Here is a 20,758-nt window from a genome sequence, read left to right as displayed (position 1 = left end):
TTAAACGCTGGTGGCGATGGCGAGCGCGTCTTCGAGACGCGCTATTTCTGCGTGGGAGAGCAGCGGGATGGGCGGGCGCATCGACGCATGCGGGAAGTGACCGAGCACATGCAGGCATGCCTTCAGGCGCGCGTTGGCGTGCGAGCCGGGCGCGGTTCCGTAGATGGCCTTCGCAAGCGGATAGACGCGCTCATGAAGCTGCTGCGCGTGGCCGAGATCGCGGCGTTCCACAGCGCGATATAGCGCGACGATCAGTTCGGGCACGACCGCTGCGAGACTGACGAGGGTGCCCTCGGTGCCCAGCGCAAAACAGGTGAAGAGGTGCTCGTCGCCGGAAGCCATCACGGCCACATGCGGCGCGATCGACTTGATGAGCCGGCGGTTCGCTTCATAGGCTGCAGTTTCCCAGCTGCCTTCCTTGATGGCCACGACCTCGGGCAAGCTGACGAGCGCGGTGAGCATCTCCGGCGTGTAGGCCATGCCTCCGGTGGCGACGCCGGCCTGGTAGAGCATCATGGGCAGGCGCGCTTGGGCGTTGGCAATCCGGTGATGCATGAGGACGGTGTCTATATCCGTCGACAGCGCCCACGAGTACGGCGGAAACAGCAGCATGGCGTCGGCGCCGGCCTGCTGCGCATCGTTGGTGTGGGCCTGCGCTTCATAGCTGTCCTCGGAGTTCACGCCCGCCACGATGATCAGACGATCACCGCAGACGGCATGCGCAAGCTCCACTACGCGCCGCTTGTCCGCCGCCGAGAGCGCGAAGTTCTCGCCGGCGTGGCCGTTCACGAGCAGGCCCGCAATGCCGTCCACGTTCGCCACTGTTTCGATATGCCGCGCGAGCGCGGCTTCGTCCAGGTGTCGGCCGTCCGCGTCGAGGGGGCACAGCGTGGCGGCATAAACGCCGTTGAATGGGTCGGCATGCGTGGGAATCATTCAGTCTTTTCTCAATGAGGTTGGGCAAGCGCCTCGGCAGGAGCCATGAGGCGCGCCGGATCGAACAGGGGCAACTCGGGTTCCTCGCCGAGCATGGCCTGGGCAAGCAGCTTGCCCATGTAGGGACCACTGGTGTAACCGGAGTGCACGCAACCGATCACCCAGGCATCCGGAAGACCGGGAAGCGCGCCGATCATCGGCATGGCGTCGGCTGTTTCGGCTTCAAGCCCGAGCCAGATGCGGGCCACGCGCGCTTGGGCCAGCGCAGGGATCACATGCTGCGCGAGCCGGAGATTGCCGATCAGGTTGTCGGGCACCGTCTCCACTCCACCGCGCACACGATCACCAACGCCTTGCCAGCCGCCGCCTATCAGCACGCTGCCGTTGGCGAATTGCTTCATCGACAGCAATCCATTCGCAATGCTTAATACTGATTGCATCACGGGCGGCATGCGTTCGGTGACGATCAGCTGATTGACGAGCGTCTTGACGGGGATGTCGATATCGAGCATGGCGAGCAGGGGTTCCAGCCACACGCCGCCGGCCATCACGAGACGCGTTGCGTCTATATGGTTGGTGTCGTCCGGGCTGCTCACCTGATACATCCCGGCGACCCGATCGATGCGCGTGGCAGGTGTCTGCTCGAAAATATGCACGCCCGCTTCGCGCAATGCCGCATGGAAGGCGCGGCCAGTGAGGTAGGCGCTGGCGAAACCGTCGGTTGCGCAGTACGCGGCTTGCAGGACGGAGGGATTCAAGCCGGGTTCGACGGCGAGCGCGGCATCCCGATCGAGCAGATCGATCTGGGCGCCGTACTTGCGTCTTGCCACCGCTCGTTGCTGCAGCAACGTCTTCTCGTGCTCCGTGAACGCGAGCGAGAGCCCGGGCGCGGCGGTGGCAAGTACGCTCTGGCCGAGCCATGCATCGGTGTTCATCCACATGTCCCACGCGCGCATGGCGTACGGAACGAGCGCGGCGCGCGTCATGTGCAGCGTCAACGTGCCGGCGTTCACGCCCGATGCGCCACGGCACAGCGAATCGCGTTCGACCACCGCCACCCTCATGCCGGCACGCGCAAGGAATAGTGCGGTTGTGCATCCCATCACGCCGCCGCCGATCACGGCGACATCGAATGCGGTTGTCATCGCCTGGTTCATAGGGGCGCCGCCGTCGGGATCGGAATGTCGTCATAGCTGAAGCTGCCGGTCAGCGCCTCCACGGTCATGGGCCGCAATGGCGTGCGGGCCGACAAGCAGCCAGCGGGTTCGCGCAAGCCGCCATGCACCCGAGCGGCCAGCAGTTGCGCCGCAACGTCGGCGCAGGTGCGGCCCTGGCAGGGTCCCATGCCGCACCGGGTCCACGCCTTGAGCTGATTCATGTCGTGCGCACCGGCGTCGCAGGCGGCGTCGATCTCGGCGCGGGTCACGTCTTCGCATCGGCAGACAATGGTTTGCGGCTCGATGCTGTCAGTGTGCCCAGGTCGCAGCGCCATCAATTGCGCCATCGACCGGCCGAAGCGCGCAGCCTTGGCGTGCGCCTGACGGGCGCCCGCTACGCGTGCGTGGAGCCGGGCGGCGTCAGTGCCTAAGTCAGTGCCCAGGTCGATGGCGCAGGCGAGCCCGGCGAGCGTGCCGTGGTGGCCCGCCGCGGCTGCGCCGGCGATACCTGCGCCATCGCCTGCCACGTAGAGCCGTGGGCGTGACGTGCGGCCGTCCTGGTCGGCGACGGCGATCCAGCCACCCGCCTGCCGCGAGTAACGATGCTCCGCGCGCAAGAGGCGCGTGATCTCGGTTGACGGGGTCAGGCCGTGACCGAGCGCGATGCAGTCGGCGACCACGCTGCGCTGTTTTCCTGCGACGGGGCGCCCCGCTGCGTCGCACGGCGCAAGCGTTGCATGCAGCCCGTCGTGGGCCTGCTCGACTTTGACCAGGGTGTGCCGCGAAAGGATGGGTACGCCCGCGCGGAAGATCTCGCGCCACCAGGTGACCCCTTCGCGCATCAGGTCAGGGCGCGACACCATGGCGGGCAGCGTGCGTGCCCAGTCGCCAAAGCCTGCCAGATCCGCGATGGCCTCGACCTTGCCGCCACCTTCTATCGTCTTCGCCGCGACGGCACCGAGCAGTGGTCCACAGCCGGCCACGAGCGTCGAGCGTCCCGGCAGGATGCCTTGCGATTTGAGGAGAATGGTCGCGGCGGCGAGTCCTATTACGCCGGGTGTGGTCCACCCGTCGAAGGGCACGACGCGTTCCGTGGTTCCCGTGGCGACGATCAGTGCGCGTGCGGTGCAATGCACGGGGCCGGCCGGGCCGGCAGCATCGACACGATAGTCCGCAGTGACGCTCCACACCACGTGATTGAAGTATGTAATGACCGCACTCTGGTCGAGTTGGCGACGAAGGGCGTCGCCTGGCTGCAGTTCCCCGGTCTCAGGCATCGCGCTGCTGATGGGCGCGCGATAAACCTGACCGCCGGCCGCCGCGTTCTCGTCGAACAGCGCAACCGTGAGACCCGCCGCGGATGCCGCCAGCGCTGCGTTCACGCCCGCGGGGCCGCCACCGAGCACGAGGACGTCGAAGTCAGGCATTGATGCCGGCCTCCGGTACCGTCTCGACTCGCATGCCATCGGTGACCGCGGTCCTGCACGCGAGCACGCGGCGAGCGTCGACCATGACCAGGCACTCCTGGCAAGACCCCATCAGGCAGAACATGCCGCGCGGCGAGTGCTCGCGCGGACTCGCACGCAGGCTCTTCGTACCCGACGCGAACAGGGCGGCCGCCACGCTTTCGCCCACGCGCGCCGACGCCGGCTGCCCGTCGAAGAAAAACCGGATGGTGGTGGCGCGGCTTGAATTGTCGATGCGCATGGTCTCGTCATTCAGCATGAGACGGCCTCCCTTGACAACTAATTTCGTCGATGTTTCCATACTATCGTATACGGTTCGTATACGTAAATTGGTCAAAATAAAGAGGGTCCGGGAGTACCCGAACCGCACGCCAGAACTGTGAGCAATCCGCCCCGAACCTTTTACGGAGTTACCGCATGAAATCCCTGATACTCTTGAGCCGCCTGGTCGCCGTTGGCCTTGCCGCTTGCTCGTTGCTTGGCCCCATGAGCGCCGGCGCCCGCACGCTCGACGAAATCATCGCGTCGAAGAAGATCGTGTTCGGCATCAACCCTAACTTGCCGCCGCTTGGCACCTACGACGCAAAGAACAATATCGACGGTTTCGATGTCAGCATTGCGAAGAAGATTGCGGACTCGCTTGGCGTCAAGCTTGAGATCGTTCCGGTCGGCTCCAATGATCGCGTGCCGTTCCTGATGACTGACAAGATCGACGCGGTGATGGGGGGCATGACGCGCAACGCTGACCGCCTGAAGGTGATCGATTTCACCGATCCGGTGAACACGGAAGTGCTGGGTGTCCTGACGACACAGGCGACCTCCTATTCGGACTGGACGCAGTTGAACGATCCGGCGGTGCGTCTCGTGCAGGTACGCGGCACGACGCCTATCCAGTTGATCCAGGAGAAGCTGCCTAAGGCGCAACTCCTGATCCTCGATAATTACCCGGATGCGGTGCGCGCGATCGCCCAGGGACGCGCCGATGCATTGATCGATGTGCTCGACTTCATGCTGAGCTATACGAAGAACTATCCGACAAAATGGCGTGTGGTGGACGCGCCGATTGAAGTGGACTACGACTGCATCGGCGTGCAGAAGGGCAATACGGCGTTGACGCAGCGGCTGAACAAGGAAGTTGATGCGCTGCAGAAAAACGGCTTTGTCGCCGCGAGCTGGAAGAAATGGTTCGGCAGTGCGATGCTGCATGACCCGACTGCCGCACCTGCTCAGTAACCGCACAGTAACCGCATCCGGTGAGAGCCACTATTCGATGACCCCTCACTTCGAGCCTATTCTCCAGCAGTGGCCTTATCTGCTGGGCGGCGCATGGCTCAGTCTGCAAATTGCCGTGCTCGCGTTCATGCTCGGCATGGTCATCGGGCTCGTATGCGCTTCGGTGTTGCGCTACGGGCCGGTATTCTTGCGCCGGGTGGTGACGGCGTATGTGACCTTCGCGACCAACACGCCGCAACTCGTGCAGATTTTTTTCCTGTTCTTCGCGCTGCCCGAGATCGGCGTGACCCTGTCGCCGTTCACGGCAGTGCTGATCGGGGCGACGTTCAATGCGGGCGCGTATCTGTGCGAGATCCAGCGCGCCGGTTTCAATTCGGTCCGCCTGCTGGAAGTCGAAGCCGCCGAAGTGCTCGGGTTTTCCACGATGCAGATCGTGCGGCACGTGATTCTGCCGCACGTGCTCAAGGTGATGTTTCCTCCGCTGTCGAACCAGTTCATCGTCATGACGCTCGGCACGTCGATGGCGTCGATCTTCGGCGTGGAAGAACTGACGGGCCGCACGTACAACCTCAGTTCCCAAACGTATCTCTCAGTCGAAGCGTTCAGCGTGGCCGCCGTGATGTATATCGCGATCACACTCATCGCAACCTTCGCGCTCGCGATGATCGGGCGATATGTCTGCCGCGCCAAAATCAGGGTCTTTTGATGTTCGCTTCCTCACAGGCCGAAATCGCGCAGCTGTTTTCCTTTTACAACCTGCTGTTGCTGCTGGAAGGATTCGCCGCAACGTTTGTGCTGTCGGCGCTCGGCTGCTTCGCGGGGTTCCTGGCGGGCTTCGTCGTGGCTGTTGTGCGCGTCACGCATTCCCGCGCGATGGCGCCCTTGCGTGCGCTCGCATTCGCCTATTGCTTCCTGTTCCGCCGTATCCCGTTCCTGGTGACGCTGATGCTCGTGTTCTTCGCGAGCCAGTCGTCGAAAGCGAATCTCTCGACGTTTGCCGTAGCGTCGCTGAGCGTCTGCCTGATCGCATCCGCCTACCTGGGCGAGATCATTCGAAGCGGACTCGAATCGGTACATGGAAACCAATGGGAAGCTGCACAGACGATGAATTTCTCGACCTTCGAAACCTTGCGCTTCGTGATCGTGCCGCAGGCGTGGAGAGTGGTCGTGCCGCCCACGTTTGGCTTCTTCGTCATGTTCATCAAGGACACCGCGCTGGCCTCGCAGATTGGCGTGATGGAATTGACCTCGGCCGGCAAAGTGCTGACCAACAAGGGCTTTTCTGCATGGCTCGTGTACGGCGCGGTCCTGGCACTGTATTTCGTCATGTCGTACCCGCTGTCGCGCTTGGGTAAGCGCCTGGAGAGAAAACTTGCCGCAACTCGAAATCGTTGACCTGAAGGCATCGTACGGACCGCACACGGTCCTCGAACGCATCAACCTCTCGGTCGAAAAGGGCGAAATCGTCAGCCTGATAGGACCTTCCGGGTCGGGCAAGAGCACCTTGCTGCGCGTGTTGACGGGACTGTTGCCACCGGAGCGCGGCACCGTACGATTGAATGGCAAGCTCGTGAACTACGCGGACAAGGCGGCCGTGCATGCGTTGCGCTCCGAGATTGCGATTGTCTTCCAGCAATACAACCTGTTCCAGAACATGACCGTGCTGGACAACGTCATGATCACGCCCACCAAAATCAAGGGCTGGCCGCGCAAGCAGGTGGAAGAGGATGCCATCAAGCTGCTCACGCGCGTGGGCCTTGGACATCGGCTGAAAGCGTATCCGGACGAGTTATCCGGCGGACAGCAGCAACGCGTTGCAATCGCGCGTGCGCTTGCGTTAAAGCCGAATGTACTGTTTCTCGATGAGGTGACTGCCGCGCTCGATCCCGAACTCGTCACTGAAGTACTCGACACCATTCGTGCGCTGGCGTCGGAGGGAATCACGATGTTCATCGTGTCGCATGAGATGAGTTTCGTGCGCGAGGTTTCGTCCAAGGTGGTGTTCATGGCAGGCGGCCATGTGATCGAGAGCGGCTCGCCGCAGCAGGTTCTCGATGCCCCGCAGGAAATCCGCACGCGCGAATTCGTCGGCAAGATCCTGCGGCATTGATCCGCAAGCGCATAGGCATCGAGCCGATGAACGTGCGGTGCTGGTCCGCGTCAGGTGCCGCTGTCTTCACTCAGGCGCTCGAGCACGAAACGGCGCAGGTTTTGCAGGTGCGCGCGAACGGCGCTGCGTGCGGCATCCGCGTTGTCCGTTGCGTACGCTTCGAGGATCGCGAGATGCTCCGCGCGATCTTCCTCGATGCGGTTAAAGGGCGTCGAGAGTTCGAACAGCCGGGTGTTCGTGCGCACGACTTCGATCATCCGCGCGAGAACTTCGTTGCCGCTCGCGTGCGCCATCATGGTGTGGACCTGGTCGTCGACCTGCCAGTGTTCCTGCTCCTGCTGGCCGCTGCGCAGCGCCTTGATCTTCTTGATCAGTTGCTGGATCTGCTTCTTGTCGATCTTGCCGATGGCCAGGCCGATTGCCTCCGCCTCGAGCAGTTCGCGGACCTTCATTGCCTGGAAATACTCCTGCGCGCCGACGAAGCGCACGGAATAGGAGCGGGCGCCCGCGCGGGCCAGCAAACCCTCGCCTTCAAGCCGCAGCAGCGCTTCGCGCATGGGCGTGCGGGAGATGTTGAGTTCCTCGGCAAGCCGCCCTTCGACGACGGGGCCGCCGCTGCGCAAGGCCTTGTCGAGGATCATTCGCCGCAGGGCCTGGTAGGCCAGTTCGCCTAGTTTTTCCGGGGTTGTCAGGGGAGATGCTGTCACGTTGTCTCGCTCGCTTTAAATGCACGGTATACGCATTGTATGCGATCAATCGATCATCTTCGTTTCGCGATACCGGTTGCAAATGGTTCGGCGAATCGGGCCTGACTAAAAGGCGAAGCGCTGCATCGAAAATCTCTTGCAGTGGGAGATCAGGATGGAGTTCGAATATTATTCCGGTTAGTCTGCCAATGGCGCAGCGCCATTTTGCGTGATTCCGGCCGCTGCAAAGAAGCCTTTTTCGCCTTTGGCGTTTCCAGGGGAAGTGCACACCGTACCGTGCCTTAATGCACAAACGAATAGGGCGAAATCACCATGACCACTCGAGTTCCGCTCAACGGGCAATCATCAGCATCCAGGCGAGACACAGTCGCCCCTCGCGGTATGGTCAGCGCAGTGCTTGCGGGGTTGCTCCTCCTGGCAGCCGTGTTGTTCCCGCTCTCCTTGGGGGCCACGCTGGAAGCGTTGATCGAGCAATACTGGGTAGGGACGGTCTCCAGTAAATACGATTCCTTTTTGGCGATATTCATTCCGCTGACTAGCGGTACCGGTATCGCAGTCATGGTCCTGGTGTTGCTGCGCATGATAGCCGGCAAGCGCAGGCGTCAGGCGCGATAGATGACGACTCACTGTTCGCGGGCAGGGTCAGGTTCTCTTGCCGGGGTATCGATGCCCTCACGGTGAATCGATTTGAAGTTGACTCGTGGACCACGCAGTTCAACTGGCTTGCCGGTATGCCACGGCGTATTGTAGTGATCAGGCCTGCCGAATCAGGTTCTCCACGCGGTGCCTGCTTCGGAATGCGCGTGCGAACCGGACTTGCGCCTCCAACGGCAAGACAATCGCGAAACAACGGCTCGGCGCGCGCGCATTGAAATTCTGGTCGAGGGAGCAATTTCGTGTCGAGTAGAACTTTCGTGGGCAACGTATGAACGAATCCGCACGCGACGCCGCTACAGATGCGATTCTGAAAAAGCTGGAGCGGGAAAATGCTGCTTTGCGTCAGGACCGCGATAATCTGGAACGGCTGCTGGCCGAGCGTAATGAGCTCCTGCACCTGACCAGTTTTGCGCTCAATCAGGTGCGCGAGGCGGCCTATCTGCTCGATGCAGCCGGTCGCCTCGTCTATGTCAACGAGGAAGCCTGCCGGACGCTCGGATACAGCAATGCCGAATTGTTGCAGATGAGCGTGGCGGATATCGATCCGGACTGGACTGCCGATCGATGGGACGAGGCATGGCCGGCGTTGCGCGAGAAGGGAGCGGCCGTTATCGAGACTATCCATCGCCGCAAGGACGGCAGCCTGTTTCCTGTCCAGGTTAACGCCAGCCATTTCGAATATGACGGTAAGGAGTACAACCTGGCGATCGCGCGCGATGTCACCGAGCGCGAGCGTGCAAAGCTCGCGCTGCGGGAGAGCGAACTGCGTTACCGCCAGGTCTTCGACAATGTTTCAGATGTGCTCTATCTGCTTGAAGTAACGTTGGAAGGACGTTTCCGCACGCTCGAGATCAACCCTGAGGGAGAACGATCGTTTGGTATCCTGAGGGAAGAATTGATTGGCAAATTCATCGACGACACGTTGCCGAAAGAGGTAGCCGAGGTCCTGCGCGGGAAATACCGGCAATGTGTTCAATCCGGCTTGGCTTGCGACAACGAACTGACGCTCGACCTGCCCGGCGGACGCCACCATTACCACTTGACGCTGATCCCCGTGCACGACGAGTCCGGACGCATTCACCGGATTGTCGGGATTGCACGGGACATGACGGCCCACCATCGGACAGAATCGCTGCTGACGACCCAACTGGAACTCGAAGCCCGGTTCCGCCGGCTGGCGGAAAGCACGCTCGACGTCATCTGCCGCTATGACCGGCAATGCCGCCTGGTCTACGCCAATTCAGGGCTTGCGGCGACGCTGCGCAAACCGTTGCAGGATTTGCTGGGCAAGACACCGGTGGAGCATGAGCCCGATGGCCGGTACGCGCAGTATCAGGGGTTGCTCGAAGGCGTCATTGAAACCGGCACGGAGCGTCATGTCGAAGTCACTGTGCCCGATGCTGGCAGTGGCGCGCGCCATCATCACATCCGGATCATCGCTGAGCGCGGGTTGCAGGGCGAGATAGTGGGCGCGCTTGCGCTGGGACTCGACATCACCGAGCGCAAGGAGGCGGAGCAGCGGCTCTATGCGAGCGAACAGGCCTTCCGCGCGGTTGTGGAGCATTCACCCGATTACATCGCACGTTACGATCTCGACTATCGGCGCGTCTATGCGAATCCTGCGCTTCTCCAACTGATGAGCTTGCCTGCCAGCGACTTGCTTGGCACGACGCCGGCTCAACTATCGTCGTTTGTCGATGCTGCTCGCTATATGGACCAGTTGCGGCGCGTGGTTGAAACCGGCAACGAAGTGACAGAGGAGGTGCGGCTGCGCGGTGGCGAAGGCCAGATTCGCTGGGGGCATATGCTGATCGTTCCCGAGTTTGCGCCCGACGGTAAGGTTGCCAGCGTGCTCGCCGTCTGTCGCGACATCGACGAATTGAAGCGTAGCGAGCAGCTCTTTCGCACGCTGACCGAGAACTTTCCGGATTTCATTGCCCGCTTCGACCGCGACGGCCGGTTTCTCTATGCCAATCCCGCCATAACCAAGGGGTACGGCCTGCCGCAGGAGGCTTTGATCGGCAAGCGGCCAAGCGAGCTGCCTACCGATGACGCGAAGCAAACCGAGCGTATTGAGCAGGGTATCCAGCGGGCGTTTTTGGAGGGGCAATCGAACGAAGATGAAACGCGATGGCAAACCGTCGAGGGCGTCCGCATGCTCGAGGCGCGGCACGTTCCGGAGAAGGACGCCGAAGGCAAGGTCGTCAGCGTGCTGGGCATTGGGCGCGACATCACCAGACTGAGAACGACCGAAGTGGCATTGCGCGACAGCGAACGGGCCTTTCGCACGCTTGCGGAAAATGCGCCGGATGCAATTGTCCGGTACGACCGGAGCTGCCGCCGTACGTACGTCAATCCGGAATTCGTGCGCGTGACCGGCGCGACGGTCGAGCAGCTTTTAGGTGAACCTACGGACGTATTGGGTGCGGCGGACGAAGTAAACCGGCGGGTTGGGTTGCAACTCAAGGAGATCATGGAAAGCGGCGTCGCGGCCAAATTCGAAGTGAGCTGGACCCGGCACGGCGAGGCCAGGTGCTGGTATGCCCATGCTGTGCCCGAGTACAACGCGGATGGGGGAGTGCAGAGTGTGCTGACTATCTGGCGCGATATCACCGAGCGCAAGGAAGCCGAGCAGCGCTTGCGCGAATCTTATGAGTTGCTGCGTGAACTCACCTCACGGCGCGAAACCGCTCGCGAGGAAGAGCGCAAGCGTATCGCCCGCGAGATGCACGACGAACTCGGCCAGCACCTGACCGCGCTTCGCATGGGCGTCTCGACCCTGCGCCTGCGCTTCGGCCATGACAATCCGGACCTCGGCGAGCATGTCCAGAGAATACTGCTCCTGTCCGACAAAACGATGCAGGTGCTACGCAACGTCGTGACCGCGCTGCGTCCCGCGGTGCTCGACGCGGGTATCGCCGCGGCGCTCGAGTGGCTGGCTGCCGAATTTTCGCAGCATGGCCAGACGACCTGCCGCCTGAGCGTGTCGGATGAAAGTCCGGAGCTGGCAGAGGAGCGGGCTGTCGCGATCTTCCGGATCGTCCAGGAGGCGCTTACCAATGTGACGCGCCATGCCGATGCGCACGAGGTGTTCATTACGCTGGGGCAGACGGGAGAGGATTGTTTGCTGGAAGTGCGCGATGACGGCCGCGGATTTGATCCCGTGGCGATCCCCAGGAAGTCGTTTGGGTTGGCGGGTATGAAGGAACGTGTGTTGATGCTCGGTGGCGCGCTCGACGTCGCCAGTTCGCCGGGGCATGGCACTTCTATCAAGGTGCGCGTGCCGTTTGGTTCGGGTGTCTGACGCCAAGCACCCCGCGGCGGTCGTCGCTTCGGATACCTTATTACCATCGGTCGATTTCACTTCTTATAGGGCCGAGTCCGTCATGCTGAGCGGAACTACGCCATCGCGTACCGCGTGCTCCCGGGACGTCTCCACGACCATGCGCGTCATTCCCGTGCGGGACCGCGTACATTGATCGTGTCTTTCAGCTGCTGTAAGAATGTGGATGCCGCCTTACTGAGCGGCTTGTCGCTGCGCGTGACAGCGACGAGCGGGCCGAGATGAAGCGGCAAGTCACAGAGCACGGGTTGCAGTCGATACAGGACGTGCAACTCTTGCGCAATGCATTGCGATGCGAGCACTAGCGTGTCGCTCTTGCTCGCGAGCCGAAACGTCAAGGGCGAAACCTGCGAGGACATGACATCCGCTCCAAAGCGCAGGCCCATGTCGCGCACGGCGAACTCCAGTTGCTGTCTGATGATATTGGGTTGTTCGGGTAAGACCCACGGAAACCCCAGCAGGTCTTCAAGCGTGACCGGTTTCTGCGTAAGCGGGTGTCCCTGCCGGGCGACAAACAGTGGATGGTCGTCGCGAAGGAGTTCTTGCGAGTACTGGTCACCGCCAAAACCACTCGCGAGACGCCCGATGACAATATCAACAAGATCCTGATCAAGACGCTCAAGCAGCGCTTCCATCGAATCCTCACGAACGCCCAGCCGTATCCTGGGCGATCTCGTCCGGAATTGGGCGACGCAATCGGCCAGGACTTCCCACCAGTTCAGCGGGAAGAATACGCCGATCGACAGTGTTCCCATGTCGCCGACGCGCAGCGCGTCGAGTTCCGCTTCGGCCCGTTGCACGTCACTGGCGATCAGGTAGCCATGACGCACCAGGGCTTCTCCGAGCATGGTCGGACGCATTCCTGATGACGTGCGTTCGAACAGCTGTGCGCCCGTGATTGCTTCAACCTCCGCCAGCGCCTTCGATATGGCCGAGTGACTCACCATGAGCGCCTCCGCCGCCTTCTGCAGACTCCCGCATCGTGCTATTTCGAGCACCACCGAAATATGGCGAAGCTTCAGGCGCTGCTGCAAGGAACTCATAGTCGATGGCTCATGAATTTTCTTCAAGGGGAGTAGCGAAATTTTCCGTTTTGTTTCCGCGGCAACTGCATGAACATCGCTACCGACGCACGACAGCATACCCCCGCGCGAAACTCGTTCGCAACGTGCCCGCGCAGCTATATGAAGACAAGCGAGACAGATCAATGACGAAAACAAGCAGCACACATTGCGCGCAAGGTGTTCTCAAGGGCGTGCTGGACGACGGAGTCCACACATTCTTCGATATTCCCTACGCGGCCGACGCGGGTCGATTCTCGCCTCCGCTCGCGCCGTCCACATGGCCCGGCGAGCGTGACTGCACACGCCCTGGACCTGTCTTTCCGCAGTTGCCAAGCCGCCTCGACTTTGTGATGGGACCAACGGCCAAACACGCGCAAATGTCGGAGGACGCCTTTCGTCTGAACGTCTTCACACCCGCACTTTCCGGCAAACTCCCGGTCATCTTCTGGATTCACGGGGGCGGCTTCCTGACGGGTGGAGGCTCGCTGCAGTGCTACTTCGGCGACGAGCTCGCGAGAAGCGGGCGCGCCGTTGTGGTGACCATGAACTATCGGCTTGGCCTGCTCGGCAATCTCTTCATGAAGGGGATCTCGCCAGGCAACCTTGCCGTCCGCGATCTGGAGATGGCCTTGCAGTGGGTCAAATCGAATATTGGCGGGTTTGGTGGAGATCCGGAATCAATCGTGTTGGCCGGACAATCCGCGGGCGCCTGGTTCACGCAGCTGCTCGCTGCAATGAAGCCGACGAGTGCGCTGGTCAAAGGCGGCATCATGCTCAGCTATCCGGGCCTTCTGCCAATGACACCCGAAGCCGCTCAGACGATGGCCGAGCAGTCTTGTGCGATGGCGGGGATCGATCCGTCCGGCGACGCGCTGCTGACGATGCCCGTAGAACGCATATTGGAATTGCAGACCGCCATGTTGCGCGCGCAAAGCGCGTTCGCCGAGGTGCCCGTGCTGTTCCGGACCGTTTGCGATAACGAGGTTCCAGCGAACCCGGGTACGCAGGCTCGTAAGAATTTTGCCGGCAAGCCGCTGATGATCGGCTGGACCCGGGAGGAAATGGGCAGCTTCCTCGCGAGTAACGCCGCAATGGTCGGCGCGACCGAAGAGCAGGCGCTGAAGAAATATAGCGAAGCATTCGGCGAGCAAGGCAAGTCGTTCTACAAGCGGGCACTCAAGCGCCGGCTCAATGGCCGACCGTACACGACCCTCGTCGATCTGGGTTCGGACAAACTGTTCAGGGTGCCGGCAATCAAGTTCGCTACCGAGATGGAATCGGCTGGAAGCAAGGTCTTTGCGTATCAGTTCGACTTCCAGTCGCTTCAGCCGGAGGTGGGCGCAGGTCATTGCTTCGAGCTTCCGTTCGTATTCGGCAACTTCGACGACTGGGTTGACGCGCCGATGCTGGACGGGATCAACCTCGCGGTTGCTCGCTCGCTCTCGGCTTGCATTCGGGAATACGTGCTGAATTTTGTCGAGTCGGGCGATCCGAATGGCGCGCAGTTGGCGCATTGGCCAGTCCATGACCACTCGCAGGGGCGGCGGACCATGCGCTTCGCTGATGTGATTGAGGCCGTTGCGAGCGGTACGGAGAGCGGAGCTTAGCGAGAACGGAGAACGCGCGATGATCGATATTTCCAGTTCAACACATAAATATGTATTACTAAATAAAGATTGGCGCTTTAAGAGCCCACAATTTTTCTCAAGAGATCGATCGATTTTTTCTGGGAATTCATAGGCCGACCGGGTCAACCTCGGGCGGAGATCGAGAGCAAGAGCACTAAACATAAACGACTGGAACGGCAAGGAGATTGGCGTGGGAATTGGAAAAGACGTGAAGTTGTTGAGTGGCGTAGGCCTTGTGCTAATGGGATGCTCTTCCGGGGCATTCGCGCAAAGCAGTGTTTATATATCGGGTTTTCTGGGCGCTGGCGTCGGGTACACGAGCAACGTCGGAGGGCACTCAGTCGTGTCTGAGACCAATGGTGTATCGCGTCCAAACTCGTTTTCATTGCAGGGCAAGGAAGACCTGGGTGGTGGTCTGCAGGCTCTCTTCTATCTGGGGAGTCTCTTTTCGATGAGTACGGGAACGGTCCTTGGTGCGCCCGGTAGCTTGTTCTCCCGGGAATCATATGTCGGCTTGTCGAATCAATATGGCACCCTGACCTTTGGTCAGCAGCGCGATTTCATGTTCGACATGTCAATACATGGCTACGCGGGCGGTTTTAGACAGGGCCTCTGGGGTGCTCACCAGGGCCCGTTTCCGACCTTCGGCGTACCCTACGTGGTCGGCGGTTCTTACGACTTTGACCGGCTCAACGGGGAGGCCGTCAACAATGCGGTCAAGTTCAGGAGCGCGAATTTTAGCGGGGTGACTTTCGGAGCCATGTACGGCTTTGGTGGCGTTGCCGGTCAATTCGGGAATTCCAGCTCATCGAGTTTCACCGTCAACTATGAGTTCGGTTCGGGCGGCGTGGGTGCCGCGTATACCATGGCGAAGCCGCCCACGATCGACAACGGTAATGCTGGCATCCGGAACATCGGCGTAGGCGGCAAGTATCTGTTGGCGATGGTTGAATTGTCGGTGCTCGGGACGATCTCACGCAATACAGGAACTGGAGCGCAGATTGACGCCATCGATGCAACCGTGAGTTACGACATCACCCCGTTCTGGAATATCGCCACGACCTATACCTATATGGGCGGAAATCACGTGCTCGATAGCGTCCACGCAAACCAGGCCGATGCTACGTTGACTTACCGTCTCTCGAAGCGTACGTCGGTGTACGGAACCTATGTCTGGCAGAAGGCATCGGGCAAGGGCGCGCTCGCTCGCATCAACTCGACCGCAACGAGCCCATCGGGTTCCGACGCTCAAACGATGGTCGGAATCAGCATCGCGCATCTTTTCTAGTCAACGTATCAGGCGTTCGCGAGTCGAGTGGACGGCACTGCTCCACGCTCGCGACGCTTACAGGAAGGCGTCCAGTGCATTGGCCGCCACGAAGAGAGCGATCGTCTGCTTCACATGCGAGCGGATGTCGCCGCGGACCTCATCAAGATTTTCGCCCATCAAGGCTCTCATGAGCATCGGCGAGACGATCGCGTCGAGGATCTGGGTTGCAAGGGCGCGCGAATGCCGCTTGGCTTGCGCGCGCGCCTGCGGATCGAGCGTGCGCCCGGAGTGCTCGGCGATCATCGTCGCCACGGCTTCTATGGCGCGCGACCTGCCGGCGTCGCTCGTCAGTTTCGCCAGCGTCGGAAACCGCGGCGCATCCGCAACCACCAGTCTGATCAGTCCGATTACCTCGTCGCTGAGCAATCTCGTGACAAGCGTCTGCGTCACCGAGACCAGTCGTGGCGCAAGCGCCACCGTTTGAGGCGCTTCAAACATGAGATGCAGGCTGCGTTCGCAGGTCCGTTTGACCACCTCCGAAAATAGCGCCTCCTTGCCGCTGTACCGGCTGTAGAGCGTCGCTTTGCCGGCGCCCGCCGCCTCGGCAATGCGTTCGAGCGACGTCCCGCCAAAGCCGTCCTGAAGGAACATGGCCGTGGCGGCGTCGAGAATCCGCTCCTCGACGTCTCCCGCCATCGCGTTCGACGGCCGCCCTTTCTTGCGTGAAAACATCGACCTGATCGGGCAGGACGCCGCGTCTCCATCAACACCTTTCGGAATACGTCCCACAACTGCTCCTTGCACGAGATTTCAAGGCCGGATTATCGCAGGCTTTTTTAATAGAACGATACCGTTCCGTTCTATTGTAGAATACATCTCAATATTATTTTGGAGAGTGCAATGGCCGGAAGTGAAAGCGAAAACAGCACGCCCTCCGGCGGAATCAAAGCCGATGGCGATCGCGCGGAAACGGGCGAAGCGCAGGAACAGGACGCCCAGCCGATGGACCCGCGGCGCAAGCGCCTGAACGCGATCATCGGCGGGGCGGTGCTGCTGGTCTGCGTGGCTGCGGGCGTGGGGTACTGGCTGCATGGCAGGCATTATGAAAGCACCGACGACGCATTCATCGATAGTAATCAGAGCCAGATCGCGTCGCAGGTGAGCGGGCGTGTCGTCGAACTGCTGGTCGCCGATAACCAGCACGTCGAGAAAGACCAGCCGCTGCTGCGCATCGACCGGCGCGACTTTGAAGTCAAGCTCGAACAAGCCGAAGCGCAGGAAGCGAATGCGGTCGCGCAAGTCGCGCAGGCGCGCGCCGACCTGCTTTACCAGACGGCAAACCTGGCGCAGCAGGCCGCGCAAGTGCGGGTCGCGGAAGCAGACCTGACGCAGGCAAAACAGGATCTGGCCCGGTTCACGGGAACCGATCCCGCCGCCATCACGCGCCAGCAGCTCGAACAAAGCCAGGCGACGACCAAGAGCGCGTTCGCCAAGCTCGACAGCGCCAAACAGGCGGTCCAGGCCGGCGAGGCACAGGTTGAGTCGCAGAAAACGAAGATCGACGCCGCGCAGGCGTCGGTGCGCCAGAACCATGCCGATGTCGACAATGCAAAGCTGCAACTGAGCTACACGGAAGTGCTCGCGCCGCAAGCGGGCAAGGTGACGCGCCGCACCGTGAACCTCGGCAACTACGTCACGCCCGGGCAGGCGCTGGTTGCAGTCGTTCCCGACGAGATGTGGGTTACCGCGAACTTCAAGGAAACGCAGCTCGTTCACATGAATGTGGGACAACCGGTTGATGTCACTGTCGATGCGTATCCGGACAAGGTCCTTCATGCGCACGTGCAGAGCCTGCAGCGCGGGACCGGGTCCGTCTTCAGCAGCCTGCCCGCGGAAAACGCGACAGGTAACTACGTGAAGGTCGTGCAGCGCCTGCCTGTCAAGATCGTTTTCGACGGCGACGACTGGCGCCATCTGCCGCTCGCGCCCGGCCTCTCGGTCAGCCCGCGTGTGACGGTGCGATAACCATGGCCGCTACCTATGCAGGTCACGCCGCATTGCCGAGGTCGGCGGCGGGGCCGTTCAACCCGTGGCTGATCGCGGTCATCGTGTCGATCGCGACCTTCATGGAAGTGCTCGACACCACCATCGCCAACGTGGCGCTCCGGCATATTGCCGGCGGCCTTGGCGCGAGCCTCGACCAGAGCACCTACATCACGACGAGCTATCTCGTGAGCAACGCGATCGTCCTGCCGATCAGCGGATGGCTCGCGAACGTGATCGGCCGCAAGCGCTTCTACATGATTTGCGTGCTGCTGTTCACGATCAGTTCGGTGGCATGCGGATTCGCGACGACGCTGCCGATGATGATCGTCTTTCGTGTGCTCCAGGGCCTGGGCGGCGGCGGGCTGGCGCCTGTGGAGCAAAGCATCTTCGCCGATACCTTCACGCCCGAAAAACGTGCGATGGCGTTCGCGCTGTACGGCTTCACGGTCGTCACGGCGCCTGCTATCGGACCGATGCTGGGCGGCTGGATCACCGAAAACTATTCATGGCACTGGGTGTTCCTGATCAACCTGCCCGTCGGCATAGTGTCGCTGGTGCTGACGTGGATGTTCGTGAGCGACAGCAAGCTGGTGCAGCAGGAACGCAAGCAACTGCTCGATAAAGGCCTGCGGATCGACTACCTGGGTTTCTTTCTCGTGGCGGCCGGTTTCGGCAGCCTGCAGATCGTGCTCGACAAGTTCGAGCGCGAGGACGGGTTCTCATCGAATTTCATCTGCTGGTTCACGGCGATCGCGTGCGTATCGCTCATCGCGCTGGTGATTCGCGAACTGACCACCGAGCAGCCGATCGTGAACCTGCGGCTTTTCAAGTCACGCGCTTTCGCCATCAGTTGCAGCGTGATGTTTGCGTTCGGCTTCATCATCAACAGCACGACGCAGATGCTGCCGCAATTTACGCAGGAACTGCTGGGCTATGACGCCACCAACGCGGGCCTGACGCTGGGTCTGGGCGGCCTCGTCACGCTGTTCATCATGCCGATAGCGGGCATTGTGACCGGGCGCCTGTTCCAGCCTAAATGGCTCGTCATGATGTCGCTCGCCGGCACCGGATTCGCGCTGCTGCATACCTCGGGACTCGACCTGAACATCGGCTTCTGGGATGTATCGCTGTCGCGGCTCTACCAGGTCATCTGGCTGCCGTTCCTCTTCATTCCGCTTTCGACGGTGCAGTTCATCGGCATCCCGCCGAAAGAGAACAACAATGCGTCAGCGCTGATCAACATGATGCGCAATCTCGGTGGCAGTTTCGGCGTGTCGCTGGTGACGACGCAGCTCGCGTGGCGGGAACAGTTTCACCATGCAAGGCTCGCCGAGCACATCACGCCGTATAACGGCTTTGTCAGCTCGCTTGGATCGATCGCCGGGACGGTCGAGCAGCAGGCGTCGGTCATGAGTTACCTCGACGTCTTCATCATGCTGGGCGTGATCTCGCTCGTGCTGGCTCCCATTTGTTTGTTGTTGCCGAAGCTGCCAAAGGGGGCACAGGTCAATGCGCATTGATTATCGATGGATTCCGTTTGTAGCCTTCCTGTCCGCCTGCACGATGGGACCCGACTTCCAGCGTCCCGCATTGCAGACGCCGGCGCAATGGCCTGACGCCCCCGCGACTACCGATGTAGTTCGTTCGGTCGCGGTGCCTGAGCCCGTTGATCCGCTATGGTGGAACAGCTTCGGGGATCCGCTTTTGACCGAGCTGGTCACGCGCGCCATGGACAGCAATCTCGATCTCAAGATCGCAGCCGCGCGGATTGCCGAGTCCCGCGCGCAGTTCGGGCAAGCGAAAGCGGACGAGCTCCCTACGTTGAACGGCAACGCCTCCTACACGCGTGAGCTTCAGAGCGCCGATGGCGTCATCGGCCTGCTCGGGGGCAGCGGGTCACCGTCAGCCACCGATACCAACGGGCTGGGCGGACGACAGGGCGGGATACCGACGCAAAGCGCGACATCGAGCGCATTGCCGCCATTCAACCTGTATCAATACGGCTTCGATGCATCGTGGGAACTCGATCTCTGGGGCCGCGTGAGGCGCACGGCGGAAAACGCGAGCGCCACCGTCGATGCGCAAAACGAAGCGCGGCATGATGCGATCGTGTCGACGGCGGCCGAAGTCGCCCGCGACTATCTGAACCTGCGCGGAACGCAGCAGAAACTACGGATTACGAAGGAAAATCTCGCGTTCGCCGAGCGTACCGTGCAGCTGACGAACGAACGCGCGAAGCATGGACTCGCTACCGATCTCGATGTCGCCAATGCGCAAAGCCAGGCCGAGTCGAACGCGGCGGATATTCCGCAGGAAGAGCAGCAGGAGGCGAAGCTGATCAACGCGATCGGGGTCTTGCTTGGCGAGTATCCGCGAACGCTCGCGGAGAAGCTGAAGGAAACACCGGACGCGCCCGTGGTGCCGCCACGCGTGCCGATCGGGCTTTCATCGGAACTCGCGAGGCGCAGGCCGGATATCCGCGAAGCGGAAGCGCAGCTTCATGCGGCGACGGCGAACATCGGCGCGGCGAAGGCGGATTTTTTCCCGAAGATCACGCTGTCGGGAAGCGTCGCCATTCAGGCGACGCAGTTCACGAATCTCGGCAGTTGGGGCGCGCGCAGCTATAGCGCGGGGCCGAGCCTTTCGATTCCCATTTTCGAGGGCGGGCGCCTGCGCTCCACCCTCGCGTTGAGGGAGGCGCAGCAGCAGGAGGCGGCGATCACGTACCGCAAGACGGTGCTCTCGGCGTTCCAGGAAGTCGATGACGCGCTGACAGGTTTTACAGCCGAACAGCGTCGCCGGGACCGGTTGGACGCAAGCGTGCAGGCGTCAAGACGCGCGTTGGAAATTGCAAACCAGCGCTATATCCGCGGCTTGTCGAATTACCTCGATGTATTGACGGCGCAAAAAACCTTGCTGACGAACGAACAGCAATGGGTCGACAGCACCGCGACGGTATCGACGAACCTGGTCGCGTTGTACAAGGCGCTGGGCGGCGGATGGGATGCGGAGTCCGCGAATCCCGCCACATGAGCCGCAGTGAGCCGGGATCGGCGTATCGCCGCCGTGCTGTTGCGGCGCCATAAAACATGGCGCCGCAACAGCACGGCCGTCGCTTCGCGGCATAAAACCGTGCGTGCT

Annotated in this window: 18 protein-coding genes; 11 read left to right on the top strand and 7 right to left on the bottom strand. The window is 61.3% G+C overall.

What is annotated here, in order from left to right; translation table 11 throughout:
• From ACSOSP_RS19540 to ACSOSP_RS19525, 4 genes are read right to left on the bottom strand one after another with little or no spacing between them, the layout of a single operon-like run.
• The gene (locus ACSOSP_RS19540; protein WP_455312523.1) at positions 1-936 is read right to left on the bottom strand and encodes a dihydrodipicolinate synthase family protein; all 936 of its coding nucleotides are present in this window, start codon (positions 934-936) and stop codon (positions 1-3) included.
• An 11-nt stretch (positions 937-947) separates the two neighbouring features.
• Positions 948-2,081: an NAD(P)/FAD-dependent oxidoreductase gene (locus ACSOSP_RS19535; RefSeq protein ID WP_455312522.1), complete on the bottom strand. Its 1,134-nt coding sequence runs from the start codon at positions 2,079-2,081 to the stop codon at positions 948-950.
• A gap of 8 nt (positions 2,082-2,089) precedes the next feature.
• Positions 2,090-3,520, bottom strand: coding sequence for an FAD-dependent oxidoreductase (locus tag ACSOSP_RS19530; protein WP_455312521.1), 1,431 nt, complete (start codon positions 3,518-3,520; stop codon positions 2,090-2,092).
• Complete coding sequence (locus tag ACSOSP_RS19525; protein ID WP_455312520.1) at positions 3,513-3,818, bottom strand: (2Fe-2S)-binding protein; 306 nt, start codon at positions 3,816-3,818, stop codon at positions 3,513-3,515. The genes ACSOSP_RS19530 and ACSOSP_RS19525 overlap by 8 nt, the downstream gene beginning before the upstream one ends.
• 158 nt (positions 3,819-3,976) lie before the next feature.
• On the opposite strand from ACSOSP_RS19525, the gene ACSOSP_RS19520 reads away from it, so the two are divergent.
• The 4 genes from ACSOSP_RS19520 to ACSOSP_RS19505 are packed head-to-tail and all read left to right on the top strand — an operon-like array spanning position 3,977 to position 6,902.
• The gene (locus tag ACSOSP_RS19520) at positions 3,977-4,792 is read left to right on the top strand and encodes a transporter substrate-binding domain-containing protein (RefSeq protein WP_455312519.1); all 816 of its coding nucleotides are present in this window, start codon (positions 3,977-3,979) and stop codon (positions 4,790-4,792) included.
• Positions 4,764-5,498, top strand: a complete 735-nt coding sequence (locus ACSOSP_RS19515) for an amino acid ABC transporter permease (protein ID WP_455312518.1) — start codon at positions 4,764-4,766, stop codon at positions 5,496-5,498. Before ACSOSP_RS19520 ends, ACSOSP_RS19515 begins: the two co-directional genes overlap by 29 nt.
• Positions 5,498-6,187, top strand: coding sequence for an amino acid ABC transporter permease (locus ACSOSP_RS19510; RefSeq protein ID WP_455312517.1), 690 nt, complete (start codon positions 5,498-5,500; stop codon positions 6,185-6,187). The genes ACSOSP_RS19515 and ACSOSP_RS19510 overlap by 1 nt, the downstream gene beginning before the upstream one ends.
• The gene (locus tag ACSOSP_RS19505; protein WP_455312516.1) at positions 6,165-6,902 is read left to right on the top strand and encodes an amino acid ABC transporter ATP-binding protein; all 738 of its coding nucleotides are present in this window, start codon (positions 6,165-6,167) and stop codon (positions 6,900-6,902) included. The genes ACSOSP_RS19510 and ACSOSP_RS19505 overlap by 23 nt, the downstream gene beginning before the upstream one ends.
• A 50-nt stretch (positions 6,903-6,952) precedes the next feature.
• Here the strand turns inward: ACSOSP_RS19505 and ACSOSP_RS19500 are convergent, their stop codons facing one another.
• On the bottom strand, positions 6,953-7,543 hold the full coding sequence (locus tag ACSOSP_RS19500; protein ID WP_455312515.1) for a GntR family transcriptional regulator: 591 nt from the start codon (positions 7,541-7,543) through the stop codon (positions 6,953-6,955).
• A 378-nt stretch (positions 7,544-7,921) separates the two neighbouring features.
• Here ACSOSP_RS19500 and ACSOSP_RS19495 point away from each other — a divergent pair, with 378 nt between their 5' ends.
• Complete coding sequence (locus ACSOSP_RS19495; RefSeq protein ID WP_455312514.1) at positions 7,922-8,224, top strand: hypothetical protein; 303 nt, start codon at positions 7,922-7,924, stop codon at positions 8,222-8,224.
• Positions 8,225-8,534: 310 nt separating this feature from the next.
• Complete coding sequence (locus ACSOSP_RS19490; protein ID WP_455312513.1) at positions 8,535-11,570, top strand: PAS domain-containing sensor histidine kinase; 3,036 nt, start codon at positions 8,535-8,537, stop codon at positions 11,568-11,570.
• Positions 11,571-11,716: 146 nt separating this feature from the next.
• Here ACSOSP_RS19490 and ACSOSP_RS19485 read toward each other — a convergent pair whose 3' ends face one another.
• Positions 11,717-12,652: a LysR substrate-binding domain-containing protein gene (locus ACSOSP_RS19485; RefSeq protein WP_455312512.1), complete on the bottom strand. Its 936-nt coding sequence runs from the start codon at positions 12,650-12,652 to the stop codon at positions 11,717-11,719.
• A gap of 164 nt (positions 12,653-12,816) precedes the next feature.
• Here ACSOSP_RS19485 and ACSOSP_RS19480 point away from each other — a divergent pair, with 164 nt between their 5' ends.
• Both ACSOSP_RS19480 and ACSOSP_RS19475 read left to right on the top strand, forming a co-directional pair.
• Positions 12,817-14,280, top strand: coding sequence for a carboxylesterase family protein (locus ACSOSP_RS19480; protein WP_455312511.1), 1,464 nt, complete (start codon positions 12,817-12,819; stop codon positions 14,278-14,280).
• A gap of 262 nt (positions 14,281-14,542) precedes the next feature.
• The gene (locus ACSOSP_RS19475; protein WP_455313732.1) at positions 14,543-15,589 is read left to right on the top strand and encodes a porin; all 1,047 of its coding nucleotides are present in this window, start codon (positions 14,543-14,545) and stop codon (positions 15,587-15,589) included.
• A 57-nt stretch (positions 15,590-15,646) separates the two neighbouring features.
• Here ACSOSP_RS19475 and ACSOSP_RS19470 read toward each other — a convergent pair whose 3' ends face one another.
• Positions 15,647-16,303 carry a TetR/AcrR family transcriptional regulator gene (locus ACSOSP_RS19470; RefSeq protein WP_455312510.1) on the bottom strand — a complete coding sequence of 219 codons (657 nt, stop codon included), beginning with the start codon at positions 16,301-16,303 and terminating at the stop codon, positions 15,647-15,649.
• 168 nt (positions 16,304-16,471) lie between these two features.
• On the opposite strand from ACSOSP_RS19470, the gene ACSOSP_RS19465 reads away from it, so the two are divergent.
• The 3 genes from ACSOSP_RS19465 to ACSOSP_RS19455 are packed head-to-tail and all read left to right on the top strand — an operon-like array spanning position 16,472 to position 20,650.
• Positions 16,472-17,596, top strand: coding sequence for an HlyD family secretion protein (locus tag ACSOSP_RS19465; protein WP_455312509.1), 1,125 nt, complete (start codon positions 16,472-16,474; stop codon positions 17,594-17,596).
• Positions 17,597-17,598: 2 nt separating this feature from the next.
• Entirely contained in the window at positions 17,599-19,137 is a 1,539-nt protein-coding gene (locus ACSOSP_RS19460; RefSeq protein ID WP_455312508.1) for a DHA2 family efflux MFS transporter permease subunit, read from the top strand.
• On the top strand, positions 19,127-20,650 hold the full coding sequence (locus tag ACSOSP_RS19455; RefSeq protein ID WP_455312507.1) for an efflux transporter outer membrane subunit: 1,524 nt from the start codon (positions 19,127-19,129) through the stop codon (positions 20,648-20,650). Before ACSOSP_RS19460 ends, ACSOSP_RS19455 begins: the two co-directional genes overlap by 11 nt.
• Positions 20,651-20,758 lie beyond the last annotated feature (108 nt).

The organism is Caballeronia sp. KNU42 (assembly GCF_053760385.1).
The sequence above is the reverse complement of the archived record's forward strand: the minus strand, read 5'-3'. Positions and strand labels throughout refer to the sequence as shown.